13 protein-coding genes are annotated in these 12618 nt (G+C 69.9%); 2 read left to right on the forward strand and 11 right to left on the reverse strand.

From position 1 onward, the window contains the following. Positions 1-15: 15 nt before the first annotated feature. Positions 16-1089, forward strand: coding sequence for a DUF3866 family protein (locus tag AB0K67_RS26435; protein ID WP_364065357.1), 1074 nt, complete (start codon positions 16-18; stop codon positions 1087-1089). Here AB0K67_RS26435 and AB0K67_RS26440 read toward each other — a convergent pair. From AB0K67_RS26440 to prcB, 9 genes are all read right to left on the reverse strand, one after another. Continuing rightward, complete coding sequence (locus tag AB0K67_RS26440) at positions 1029-1514, reverse strand: DUF3291 domain-containing protein (protein WP_364065359.1); 486 nt, start codon at positions 1512-1514, stop codon at positions 1029-1031. The two genes, AB0K67_RS26435 and AB0K67_RS26440, sit on opposite strands and share 61 nt — an antisense overlap. Positions 1515-1580: 66 nt before the next feature. Further along, positions 1581-2285: a helix-turn-helix domain-containing protein gene (locus AB0K67_RS26445; protein ID WP_364065362.1), complete on the reverse strand. Its 705-nt coding sequence runs from the start codon at positions 2283-2285 to the stop codon at positions 1581-1583. A 9-nt stretch (positions 2286-2294) separates the two neighbouring features. Further along, complete coding sequence (locus AB0K67_RS26450; protein WP_364065363.1) at positions 2295-2645, reverse strand: hypothetical protein; 351 nt, start codon at positions 2643-2645, stop codon at positions 2295-2297. Between the two features lie 15 nt (positions 2646-2660). Further along, positions 2661-3563: an FKBP-type peptidyl-prolyl cis-trans isomerase gene (locus tag AB0K67_RS26455; protein WP_364065365.1), complete on the reverse strand. Its 903-nt coding sequence runs from the start codon at positions 3561-3563 to the stop codon at positions 2661-2663. Positions 3564-3857: 294 nt separating this feature from the next. Continuing rightward, positions 3858-4790 carry an FKBP-type peptidyl-prolyl cis-trans isomerase gene (locus AB0K67_RS26460; protein WP_364065368.1) on the reverse strand — a complete coding sequence of 311 codons (933 nt, stop codon included), beginning with the start codon at positions 4788-4790 and terminating at the stop codon, positions 3858-3860. Positions 4791-4954: 164 nt separating this feature from the next. After that, positions 4955-6313, reverse strand: coding sequence for a Pup--protein ligase (gene pafA / locus AB0K67_RS26465; protein WP_364065370.1), 1359 nt, complete (start codon positions 6311-6313; stop codon positions 4955-4957). 355 nt (positions 6314-6668) lie between these two features. Beyond that, on the reverse strand, positions 6669-7193 hold the full coding sequence (locus tag AB0K67_RS26470) for a hypothetical protein (protein ID WP_364065372.1): 525 nt from the start codon (positions 7191-7193) through the stop codon (positions 6669-6671). A gap of 937 nt (positions 7194-8130) precedes the next feature. Further along, positions 8131-8955 (reverse strand): proteasome subunit alpha, encoded by an 825-nt coding sequence (prcA, locus tag AB0K67_RS26475; protein WP_364065941.1) that lies wholly within the window; start codon positions 8953-8955, stop codon positions 8131-8133. A 21-nt stretch (positions 8956-8976) separates the two neighbouring features. Beyond that, complete coding sequence (gene prcB, locus AB0K67_RS26480) at positions 8977-9825, reverse strand: proteasome subunit beta (protein WP_364065374.1); 849 nt, start codon at positions 9823-9825, stop codon at positions 8977-8979. 215 nt (positions 9826-10040) lie between these two features. Here prcB and AB0K67_RS26485 point away from each other — a divergent pair, with 215 nt between their 5' ends. Continuing rightward, positions 10041-11147: a DNA polymerase IV gene (locus AB0K67_RS26485; RefSeq protein WP_364065377.1), complete on the forward strand. Its 1107-nt coding sequence runs from the start codon at positions 10041-10043 to the stop codon at positions 11145-11147. Positions 11148-11157: 10 nt separating this feature from the next. Here the strand turns inward: AB0K67_RS26485 and AB0K67_RS26490 are convergent, their stop codons facing one another. Together AB0K67_RS26490 and AB0K67_RS26495 are read right to left on the reverse strand one after the other, a co-directional pair. Next, positions 11158-12159 carry an endonuclease VII domain-containing protein gene (locus AB0K67_RS26490; RefSeq protein ID WP_364065379.1) on the reverse strand — a complete coding sequence of 334 codons (1002 nt, stop codon included), beginning with the start codon at positions 12157-12159 and terminating at the stop codon, positions 11158-11160. A 32-nt stretch (positions 12160-12191) separates the two neighbouring features. Then, on the reverse strand, positions 12192-12401 hold the full coding sequence (locus tag AB0K67_RS26495) for a ubiquitin-like protein Pup (RefSeq protein WP_364065382.1): 210 nt from the start codon (positions 12399-12401) through the stop codon (positions 12192-12194). Positions 12402-12618 lie beyond the last annotated feature (217 nt).

A 12618-nucleotide genomic window follows, 5' to 3' on the forward strand; every position in this document is an offset into this window, starting at 1 on the left:
CGCTACCCTGCCCCCGTGATCAGATGGCGCAAGGGCGAGGTCGTACGGATCCGACGCGAGTGGCCGGGAGCGGTGGAGCTGGACGTCACCGTGCCCGAGGGTGAGTGCAAGGCGCTGGCGTACCCGCCGTTGGTGGGCCGCCCGCAACCCGGCGACGAGGTGCTGCTCAACACGACCGCGCTCGCGATGGGTCTCGGTACGGGAGGTTACGCCATGGTGGTGGCCGTCCCTAACCGTTTGCCGGAAGATCCCTCCGGCCCCGGGCACCTGGTGAAGGCCCGGTACACGCCGCTGCAGGCCACGGTGCTGGGCGCCGACGAGCAGGACTCCCCGCATCACGACAGGCTGCGCGAGGCGGACTCCATCGACGGCATGCCGGTGATCGTGGCCGACCTGCACTCGGCCCTGGCGCCGATCCTGTGCGGCCTGTACGAGGCCAGGCAGGGCGTGCGGGTGGCGTACGTGATGCAGGACGGCGGCGCGCTGCCGTCGTGGTTCTCGATGTCGGCGGCCCGGCTGCGCGAGACCGGCTGGCTGGCCGGGGTGGTGACGGTGGGTCAGGCGTTCGGCGGCGACGTCGAGGCGGTCACCGTGCACACCGGGCTGCTCGCGGCGAAGTATGTGCTGGAGGCCGACCTGGCGATCGTCGCGCAGGGGCCCGGCAACCTGGGCACGGGCACCCGGTGGGGCTTTTCCGGGGTGTCGGCCGGCGAGGCGGTGAACGCGGCGGGCGTGCTGCTCGGGCGGCCCGTGGCGGCACTGCGGGTCAGCGAGGGCGACAAGCGCGAGCGCCACTACGGCGTCTCCCACCACTCGCTGACCGCCTACGGCCGGGTGGCGCTGACGCCCGCCGACGTGCCGGTGCCCGAGCTGCCCGGCGAGTTCGGCGAGCGGGTCAGGGATCAGGCGGAGCTGCTGGCCGTACGGCACCGCCTGGTGCCCGTCCCCGTGGACGGCCTGCACGAGGCGCTGCGCGAGTCGCCGGTGCGGCTGTCGACGATGGGCCGGGGGCTGGAGGAGGACCTGGCCTACTTCCTCGCCTCGGCGGCGGCGGGCAGGCACGCGGCCTCGCTGCTGGGCTCCGGGTAGGGGTCCTTGAACGTGAACGCCTCGGGGCCGGGCCCTTCGGTCCTGAGGCGTTCCAGCCGTTCCATGGCCTCGGCCAGGGACGGGATCGTGCCCTCGGGCACCCACCACATCACCATGTACGGCTCCGCCATGCGCAGGAACCACTCCCTGCGCCGGCGCAGCACGCCCAGATGAGGGCTGCGGTAGACGTAGTCCCACAGCGACTCCATCGACTCCCACACCGAGAAGTTGACCAGCAGCAGGTCGCCGTAGTCGTGCTTGACGGTGGCCGTGGGGTCGGTCTCGCTCTCCTTCAGCCGCCACACGAAGCCGGGGGCCTCGTCGGCGATGGCGTTGATCGGTTCGAGCAGGGCGACGAACTCGGCGATCTCGGGGCTGTCGACGGGTGCGCGCAGATGGGCGATGTTGAGCTGGGCGAGATGCATGGGCTCAGCTCACCATCGGGGACACTTCTATGTCAATATGGATTTGTTTTAGAAGCCCGGGGCCGGTCACTCAGCGCCGGCCCCGTCCTGCCGTACCGGGGAATCGGGTTGCTCGAACCGCTTGACCTGCTTGAACGCGACACAGCACTCGCCGGGGCGCGGATCCAGCTCCGCTCTGGCCGGATCGTCGCCCAGCCCTTCCAGCAGGCCCTGGCACAGCGCCAGATTCATCGAGCACACCAGCAGCGGCTGCTCCCGAGCCAGCACGTGGAACGGGCAGTTGCGCAGCCGCAGCCGCCCGCCCTCCTCGTACGGCTCGTAGCCGCGCTCGCGCAGCACCCGCTCCACCGGCTCGCCCCGCCGCTTCCCGGCCAGCCGCGCGCCCGCCGCCCGCGCCGCCGCCTCCGCCCGCTCCTCCGCGCCCAGCCCGTCGACCGCCTCGGCCAGGACGGAGGCGAGCGTCAGGTAGTCGCGCGGCGGCAGGCTCACAGAACGCTCGCTGCTCGCCCTGCGATAGACCTTGGCGGGACGGCCGCTGCCCGGGCCCTTCTTCTCCGGCCGGCGGAACCCGCTCTCCAGCAGGCCCGCCTCCACCAGCTTGTCGAGGTGGTGACCGGCCAGCGTCCTGGACACGCCCGCCGCCTCCGCCGCCTCGCCGCGGCCCACCTCACCGCCGTGCGAGGCGACGACGTCGTACAGGCTGCGGCGGACGGGGTCGTGCAACAGGGCCAGCGCCTCGAGGTCGCCGCCGCTCAGGGGCTCGCTACTCACACGCGGAGTCTAAAGCCGCCGCTCCACCCGCTTCAGCACGCAGACGCGGCTGGGCTCGCGGGTGCCCGAACCGTACTTCTTCCAGCATCCGCCCTTCTTCAGCACGCGGATGTCGATGTAGCGGGGCGCGCCGTAACGGCGGTGCACGGCCTTGGCGTTGCGCAGCAGGCGCGCGGCCGCCTTGTTCGCCTTGGCGCGGGACGAGGCGAAGGCGGTCACCCAGGTCACGCCGGGGTCGCCGCCGAAGTGGCAGTGTCTGACGCCCTTGCAGAACGGCGGGTTCGCGGTGGCGCTCGCGGCCGGTGCCAAACCCAGCAGAACGGCTAAGGCCGCAACCATCACGACAAGTGAACGGATCATGGGAAATATCCTGCCTTAGTAGGCCCCGATGACGTCCACGACGAAGACCAGCGTGTCGGACCCTTTGATCCCGTACTCGGGGCGGCCGGCCGGGCCGTACCCGTACGCGGGCGGCACCACCATCGCGACCCTGCTGCCCACCGGCACGCCCGCCAGCCCCTTCTCCCATCCGCTGATCACGCCGCCGTCGCCCAGCTTGAACGCCTTCGGCCCGCCGGACGTCCACGTCGCGTCGAACACCCTGCGGGTGCTCCAGACGGCGCCCGCGTACTGGGTCACCACGAGCATCCCCGGCCGCACCGGCGGGCCTTCTCCCCTGCGCAGCACCGTGGAGGCGAACGCGCGCGGCGGCGCGCCGCGCGGCACGCTCAGCGAGGGCCTGGGGCCGCCGCCGATCCGCACGCCCGCCAGCTCGCCGGGACCCGCCGCCACCGCGTCGTCCCGGTGATGTGCGCCGAGGACGTCCACGACGTAGAACAGCTCCTCCCCCGCCTTCAGGCCGCGCGGCGGGGCCGCGCCGAACCCCTCCTCAGGCGGGATCGCCACGGTCACCCTGCTGCCCACCCTGCGGCCCCGCAGCGCCCGCTCCAGCCCCGGCAGCAGCTCGCCCACCGGGAACGCGGCCGGGGTGCCCCGGGTGAAGCTGGAGTCGGCAAGGCGGTTGGCCGCGCCGTCCCAGACGTGCGCGGTGTACTGCACGATCGCCAGATCGCCGGTCTTCAGCGGCTCGCCCCTGCCGGCGACCGGCTCGCCCACCCGCAGCTCTGCGGCCGGCCTGGCGGCGGGGAAGACGATCGTCGGACGCGCCCCGAACGGCCCGCCCACCTGCGGCTCACGCTCGGCGTCGTCACCCGTGCACCCGGCGGCCGCCGGCAGCGCCAGCACGGCCGCCACCAGCATCCGCACAGGCGCGCTCACGAACCGGATCCGCAAGGCCCGGAGAGCCGGCACCGGCCCTCGCGGCGTCCACGGCGTCCACGGTGTCCACAGCGTCCCTGGTGTCCGTGGTGTCCACGGCCTTCCTGGTGTGCACGGTGTATGGGTGGCGGCACGGCGGCGCATCGGCCCTCCCACGCGAAACGGCCCGGCGGCGCCATGCCACCGGGCCTCGCGATGTTACCGGGCCGCCCGCGGGCGAACCGGCGGAACGCCGATCTGGCGTCCCAGGGGCCGCCTGGCGGGCCCTCAGACCTGATGGGCCCGTTCAGCGACTCAGTAAGCGCCGAGGACGTCCACGACGAACACCAGCGTGCTGTTGGCCGGGATGCCCTGCTGCTCCTGGCTGCCGTAGCCCATCTCCGGCGGAATGCTCATCACGACCCGGCTGCCGACCGGAACCCCGGCCAGACCCTTCTGCCAGCCCTGGATCACCTGAGCGAGCGGGAACTCGGCCGGCTCGCCACGCTCCCAGCTGGAGTCGAACTGCTTGTCCGTCCCCCAGATCTTGCCCGTGTAGTGCACGGTGAGCGTCTGGTTCGCGGTCACCTTCTCGCCGGTGCCCTTGATCAGCGTCTTGACCACGAGGTCCTTGGGAGCCTTCTCCTTGGTCTTCGTGGTCAGCGTCGGCGCCTTGTCACCGCCCGGGTTCTCGACCTTCACACCCTTGATCGACTCGCTGGTCTCCTCGCCGGTGGCGGCCTTCAGCGGCGCGGGCCGCGTACCGACCACGTCGAACACGAACACCTTCGTCGGCTCGGTCTGCGCGGCCTGCTGCTGGCCCTGCACCGAGTCGTTGGCCAGCACGGCCAGCAGCCGCCCGCCGCTCTTGACCTTGGTGAAGCCCTCCTGCAGCACCTTCGGCAGCTGCTCGGTCACCGGGATCGTCTCCGGCGCCTTCGTGTCGTACGACGACCCCTGGACCGCGTTGTCCTTGCCGTCCCAGTTGTAGACGGTCAGGTTCACGATCACGCGGTCGCCCGCCTTGACGCCCTCGCCGTTCCCTGGCTCGATCACCTCGTACGACGAGGTGGTCGCGGGCGAACCGGACGGGAACGTCACGTTGGGCTTGGCCCCGACGTTCCCCTCGACCTTGAGCCCGGACGATCCGCCAGTGGAGGCGGTCGTGCCGGAACCGTCGTCGGAGCCGCAGGCGGCGGCAAACAAGATCAATGGCACGGCGGCCAGTACGGCCAGAGCGCGGCGCATGAATTTCCCTCGGAAGAGACGTCAGATTCGCGTCACACTACCCGACTTCGCAGTAGGGCCGTGGTAAACGGCACCCCACATCCCGCCCTGGCCCGGCGCCCGCGCACGACCGGCGCGGCCCCGGCCCCTCACACAGGGACACGGGCCGCGCCGGCGCCCTGCGCTCACATGCCGGCGATCAGCTTGTCGACCCGCTCGTCCACGCTCCTGAACGGGTCCTTGCACAGCACGGTCCGCTGCGCCTGATCGTTCAGCTTGAGATGCACCCAGTCGACGGTGAAGTCACGCCGCTTCTCCTGCGCCTTGCGGATGAACTCGCCCCGCAGCCGGGCCCGCGTGGTCTGCGGCGGCACCGACTTGGCCTCGAAGATCTTCAGGTCGGACGCCACCCGCTCCACCGAGCCGCGCTTCTGCAGCAGGTAGTACAGGCCGCGCTTGCGGTGGACGTCGTGGTAGGCCAGGTCGAGCTGGGCCACCCGCGGCGACGACAGCGGCAGGTCGTACTTGCGGCGATACCGCTCGATCAGCTGGTACTTCGTCACCCAGTCGATCTCGCGCGCCACCAGATCGAGGTTGCCGGTGTCGACCGCGGTCAGCGTGCGCTCCCACAGCTCAAGCACCCGATGGGTGATGGCGTCGCCGCCGCGCCGGTCGACGAAGTCCTTCGCCTTCGACAGGTACTCCTGCTGGATCTCCAGGCTCGACGCCTCGCGCCCGTTCGCCAGCCGCACCCTGCGCCGGCCCGTCATGTCGTGGGAGACCTCGCGGATGGCCCTGATCGGGTTCTCCAGCGACAGGTCGCGCATCACCGTACCCGACTCGATCATGCGCAGCACCAGGTCGGTGGCGCCCACCTTGAGCAGCATCGTGGTCTCGCTCATGTTCGAGTCGCCCACGATGACGTGCAGGCGGCGGAACCGCTCGGCGTCCGCGTGCGGCTCGTCACGCGTGTTGATGATCGGCCGCGAACGGGTCGTGGCGCTGGAGACGCCCTCCCATATGTGCTCGGCCCGCTGGGACACGCAGTAGACCGCGCCGCGCGGCGTCTGCAGCACCTTGCCCGCGCCGCACACGATCTGCCGCGTCACCAGGAACGGAATCAGCACATCCGCCAGCCGGCCGAACTCGCCATGCCTGCCCACCAGATAGTTCTCGTGGCAGCCGTAGGAGTTGCCGGCCGAGTCGGTGTTGTTCTTGAACAAGTAGATGTCACCGGCGATGCCCTCTTCGCGCAACCGCTTCTCGGCATCCACGAGCAGGCCCTCGAGGATGCGCTCCCCGGCCTTGTCGTGGGTGACGAGCTCGATGACGTTGTCACACTCGGGTGTTGCGTACTCAGGATGGCTGCCCACGTCGAGGTACAGACGTGCGCCGTTGCGGAGAAAGACGTTGCTCGATCGGCCCCAGGACACGACCCGCCGGAACAGGTACCGCGCGACCTCGTCGGGGGACAGCCTGCGCTGGCCCCTGAACGTGCAGGTCACGCCGTACTCGTTCTCCAGCCCGAAGATGCGACGATCCATCACCTCACACTATGCCCACGGATCGGCGAGCGGGAGAGATCTTTCCCATGTGTTTTCCGGTTCGGGCCCCGAACGACTCCCCGACCGGGCCCGCAAGCCTGTCCAGGCCGGGCCTGGAGGTCTCCCGACCGGATGTCAAAACTGTCGCTGAACGCCTCCCTGACGGCGCTTCGAGGCTGTTCCCGCCGGTGCGCTGCGGGCGTTGCGACCGGACCCCGAGACTGTTCCTCGCCGGACCCTGCCCGCAGGCATTTCCCGCCGGACGTCGATGCCTTCCCCTGCCGGGCCTGCGGAGCGCCTGGGTTCGTATCCCCGCGCCCGCCCCCACGGGGCGCGGGTTCCGCCACGACGCAGGTCAGGGAGTGAAGATCTCCTGAACCTTGACGATCTTGCCCTTGTAGACGGTGATGAGCGAGGGGATCGGCGTCCTGCGGTGCCGTTTGATCAGCGTGGACCTGGAGCACCGCTTGCTGCCCAGGCTGCTGTTGCGGGTGGTGGTCAGCTCGCCCATCCAGGATTTGCAGCCGAAGGCCGACAGGTAGATCACGTCCTTGGCGATGGGCGAGGCGTAGGCCATCACGTTGCCCTCGGGCGGGCCCACGAAGTAGCCCTCGGTGTGCTTGGCGGGCTTCCACTTGACGGGTTCGTACTCGGCGACGTTGCCGCGGATGTGGGTGATCCGGCCGCGCAGGATGCCGTTGCGGCGGGAGTGGATGCCCTTGGTGAAGTCGTGCTTCGGGTCGGACTGGAAGGTGGTGCCGAAAATCTTCGGCGCCTTGAACTTCGGAATCTTCGGGGCCGCTTCAGCGGGCGCGCCCGAGGCCAGCATCACGGCCGTGGCGGCTCCTAACGCCACCAGGCCACGTAGTGGAGTTCTCACGGCTTTTAAGATCCCGGGGCGGCCTGGCAAGTTCGGACGTATCAGAGTGAAACAGGTCACACTCCCCGCCCTTCCCCACGGACAGGCCCCGCCCCTTGCCAACCTCCATTTCGCCCTGCGCAGCAAGCCCTTCCGCCCTCCCCTACCGGCGCGGAGCCCCCGAACGGAACCGCTCCCCCACCGCCCGGCTCACCCGTGACGGGGTCCGTCCCTCGCGGCGCGGGCCTCTCCGAACAGTCCCCTCCCCGCCCATCGCTCAGCCCCCACACACGAAACCCCCGAGGCGATAGCTCGGCCCGCGCCACGCAGCCCTCCTGACTACCCGGCCGCGCCAGGCAACCCCGCCGACTACCCGGCCGCGTCCGCCAATTACCCGGCCGCTCCACGCAACCCCGGCCAGCTACTTAGTCCGCGCCACGTGGAACCCCTCGCCGATCGGCCCCGCGCCAGGCAGAACCCTCCCCCACCGATCGGGACTGCCCCGGCTTGATCCCCCGGCGGCCGGCGCCTGTCCGCGTAACGGGACCTGTCCGCGCCCCTGAGCCCCCTCCCGCCCCACGGCGGGGTGATCAGCGCCACGAGGACACGACGCCTCCCAGAGGCCCGTAGCGGGCCGCTCACGGCCGGCACAAGCCCGAGCGACCCGCACGCCCGAACGGCCCACAGCTACCCGACGGCCGGGACAGCCCGCACAGCCGAACGGCCCGCACAAGCCCGAACCATCCGCACAAGCCCGGACGATCCGCACACTCGAACGGCCCGCAGGTACCCCGACGGCCTAGACGACCCGCACCCGCCCCCTAGACGCCCGCACCCCCGGACGACCCGCACGTGGTTGAACGACACCCCTACGGGGCCGGACGGCCCGCACATGGCCGGACACGCCGGTGGGGCCGCCGAAGGACGGCGGCCCCACCGGAGCGGAACACCTGATCGCTTACAGCGGAGACGACCCGTCGTCCACCGGACCCTCAGGACCCGTGGGCGGCGGCGTGGAGGGCTTGTCACCCGACGACGCAGCACCCTCGCCGCCGGAGCCGGAACCGGAGCCGGAGTCGGACGACTCCGCGGGCGGCGTGGCGGACTGCGCGAGCAGCCGCTCGAGCCGCGCCCCGGTCAGCCGCTGGAACTTGCGGTGCTCGCGGTTACGGTCGAGCACCGCCACCTCGAGCTGGTTCACCGGCGGACGCTCCCCGCCCGGCTCGGTCAGCGCGGCCAGCGCCACCTCCAGCGCCTCGGCCAGCGTCATGTCCTCGCGGTAACGCTCCTTCAGCCGCGAGGCGACCGCCTCCGCCTGCCCGCCCATGGCCGCGAAGCCGTGCTCGTCGAAGACCGAGCCGTCGAAGGTCAGCCGGTAGATGGCGTCGCCGTCCTTGGTGTCGCCCACCTCGGCGACGACCACCTCGACCTCGAGCGACTTGATCGACTCGGTGAAGATGCGGCCCAGGTTGGAGGCGTACAGGTTGGCCAGGCCGCGCCCGGTGACGTCGGACCGGTCGTAGGTGTAGCCGTTGATGTCGGCGTACCGGATGCCGCCGAGCCGCAGCTCTTCGAACTCGTTGTAGCGGCCCACGGCCGCGAACCCGATGCGGTCGTAGATCTCGCTGATCTTGTGCAGCGCCCTGGACGGGTTGGGGGCGACGAACAGGATGCCGTCGACGTATTGGAGCACGACCACGGAACGGCCCCGCGCGATGCCCTTGCGCGCGTAGTCGGCCTTGTCCCGCATGATCTGCTCGGGGGACGCATATCCGAATGGCATGGACACAGTCATGATCCTTTGCTAGCGCAGCGGGGCGATGGGACCGTCGGGCGCGATCAGGCGGGCGTCGAGCATCTGCTGGACGTAGCCGCTGACCTCGTCGTCGGACAGGCGGCGGAAACCGTCGGCGTCGATCACGGCCACCACCGGCCAGATCTTCCTCGCAACGTCGGGCCCACCGGTCGCCGAGTCGTCGTCGGCGGCGTCGTAGAGCGCCTGGATCAGCGTCATCACCGTGTCGTCGGCCGTCGCGCCGTCGCGGTAGAGCTTCTTCAGCGACCCGCGCGCGAAGATCGAACCGGAGCCGATCGCGTCGAACCTGTCACGCTCATAAGGCCCGCCCGCCACGTCGTAGCTGAAGATGCGGCCCTCGTCCTTGTCGGGGTCGTAGGCGGCGAACAGCGGCACCACCACCAGGCCCTGCATCGCCATGCCCAGGTTGCCCCTGATCATCGTGGCGAGCCTGTTGGCCTTGCCCTGGACCGACATCGTGCGGCCCTCGAGCTTCTCGTAGTGCTCCAGCTCCACCCGGTAGAGGCGGGCGAACTCAAGACCCGTGCTGGCCGTGCCCGCGATGCCCATGCACGAGTAGTCGTCGGCGCGAAACACCTTCTCCACGTCACGCTGCGAGATGATGTTGCCGGACGTGGCCCGCCGGTCGCCCGCCATGACCACGCCACCGGCGAAGGTGGCGGCCACGATCGTGGTCGCGTGCGGAACCTGGTCGCCGATCGGGGTGGCCAGCATCTCGTCGCGACGTGGCAGCAGCTCCGGCGCGTACGAGCTGACGAACTCCGTGAACGAGGAACTCCCGGTGTTCTGGAAAAGCTGATTCACCAAGCCGACGGGCAGATCCCTGTGCGATGCCACGCGACTCCCTCCAAACGTTCAGTGTTCCTAGGGCGACCCTACTCATGTTGGGTTGCTGTCTGCACTTCCCACGATCAGCTCACGGCGAACCAGGCTCCCCGTCCCGCCCGAAAGATGTTGTACGCCCGAGACGTAAGCAACCGCCCCTCCAGCCCCCCTTCCGTAACCGCATCCCGGCCCGCCCCGCTCCCCCGCCCGGCCGTCATACTGGCGGCATGGGCAGCACGTCCACCCCGTCACCTGGGGCCCGCCCCAGGGACTGGATCCTGCACCTCGACCTCGACCAGTTCATCGCCGCGGTCGAACTCCTGCGCCACCCCGAGCTCCGCGGCAAACCCGTCGTCGTCGGCGGCACCGGCGACCCCACCCAGCCGCGCACCGTCGCCGCCACCGCCACCTACGAGGCCCGCGCATACGGCGTCCACTCCGGCATGCCCCTGCGCACCGCGCTCAGACGCTGCCCCGACGCCGTCTTCCTCCCCACCGACCCGCCCGCCTACGAGGCCGCCTCACAACGCGTCATGGACGTCCTGCGCGAGCACCCCGTCCGCGTCGAGGTCTGGGGCTGGGACGAAGCCTTCATCGGCGCCGCCACCGCCGACCCCGAGGCACTCGCCGCCGCCCTCCAGCACGCCGTACGCGAACGCACCCGCCTCGACTGCTCCATCGGCATCGGCGACAACAAGCACCAGGCCAAACTCGCCTCAGCCTTCGCCAAACCCGCCGGGATCTACCGCCTCACCAGCGACAACTGGGCCGGGGTCATGAACGACCGCCCCACCGACGCACTCTGGGGCATCGGCGCCAAAACCGCCAGGAAACTCGCCGCACACGGCCTGCACACCGTCGCCCAGCTCGCCGCCGCCGACCCCGCCGACCTGGCCCGCCACTTCGGCCCCACCAACGGCCCCTGGTACCGCTACCTCGCACTCGGCAGAGGCGAAGCCGAAGTCGTCACCACCCCATGGATCGCCCGCGGCCACAGCCGCGAGACCACCTTCACCCGCGACCTCACCGACGCGGCCGACGTCGCCGCCCACGTCACCGCCCTCGCCCAGCAGGTCGCCCGCGACGCCACCGAAGCCGGCCGCGAGATCATCCGCGTCACCGTGAAGATCCGCTCAACGCCGTTCCTGACCCGTACCCGCCAGTCCACGCTCCCCGCCCCCACCACCGACGCCGCCGTCATCACCGACACGGCCCGCGCCATACTCGCCCGCCACGACCTCACCCGCCCCATCCGTCTCATCGGCGTGGCCGTCGACTACACCATGCCCGCCCGCGAGACGGAAACGGAGCCGGGCCCCACCCCCGGCCCCTGAACCGCGGCCCTCACCCCACCCGCGTCACCCGCGAGTAGAACTCCGACCGCGCCTCTTCCTCGGCTCTGATCAGCTCCTCCAGCTCTTCATCAGAGACCACCACCTCATCGAACCCATACTCCGCCGCCGCCTCCACATAGGAGAGCGCACGGCGCACCACCTCCGGATCATCACGGAACTGCCCGATCCCGGTATTGCACGGCAGGCACAGCACATGCCGCACCGCACCGGACCGGTGGCAATGATCCACGTGCTCCGGCGGCCGATCCCAGCACACCACGCACAACCCGTGCTGATCCGAGATCATCCGCTCGACGTCCTCATGCCGCACCCGATAACGCCGTGACAAGTGATACGTCCGCGTCCGCGCCACCGGAGAATCGCCACGCCCCTCAGGAAGGACCACGAACTCCGGCCACAGCACCTCACCTTCCAGGTAGAGCGCGGCCAGCTCCAGCAACACCAGGTTGTCGGCGAAATGCCCCAGCCCGTTGTTGCAGTTGAAGCAGAGCACGCCCCGAACCCGGCCGGTCGTGTGACAGTGGTCGACGAACGTCCCGGGAACGACCCGGCAGATGGCGCAGAGCCCGCCCTGGCGGGCGAGCATGCGCTCGAAGTCGTCCTCGGTGATCCCGTAGCGGAGCTTCAGCTTGTAGTTGCGATCGCTCCCGTGGTTCTTGATCCGGTTTTCCAGCGTCACCTGCTTGTGACAGGACTTGCAGTAACTCGTGAGGCCGTCTCGCGCGGCGCGATTACGGCCGAACTCTTCCTTCGCCTTGACGGTCGAGCATCGAGGGCAGTACTTGCACCCTTCGGGGACCTCGACCCGCTCGCGCACGGTCTTGCCCTGCTCGGCTCTGCGCTTGCGGTAACTCGCGGTGGAACGCCGCCGGAAACAGACCCTGCAGTAGCGTGCCCGCCCGTCGGGCATGCGCTTGTTGGCCCCGAACTCCGAGAGCTCTTTGACCTCCCGGCAGTCGGGGCACCGCTTGAATCCGTCCGGCGCTTCCACCTGACTTGTCCCTTTTGCCTGTCCGTTTTGCCCTACTGTCCGCCCTTTTGCACGTACGAGCGCACGAACTCCTCTGCGTTCTCTTCGAGAACTTCGTCTATTTCGTCCAGAATGGAGTCGACATCGTCCGTGAGCTTCTCCTGGCGCTCCTGGACGTCCGGCGACACGGCCGCCTCGGTCTCCTCGACCTCGGTCTCGCGCCGTCCGGCCTGCTTCTGACCACCGGTGTCCTTGGTTGCCATGTCCTACCTCCAGTGGGGGACTGCCTCTAGGGATATCTTCCCCGAACGGGCCGACATTTCGCGCCGATCGCCCCGCGATCTTGTTTTCATGATCGGCCGGCCCGGTCGTCCGGGCCCGGATCCCCATATCCACAGGCTATGGGAGATGTCCGACATGTCGCCGATCAGGACTGATGTGCTCCTCATCACAGTACCGCTGGTGCGCTTGTGACCGTCT

This window comes from Nonomuraea sp. NPDC052634, assembly GCF_040678535.1.
GTDB classification, from domain to species: Bacteria; Actinomycetota; Actinomycetes; order Streptosporangiales; family Streptosporangiaceae; genus Nonomuraea; species Nonomuraea fastidiosa.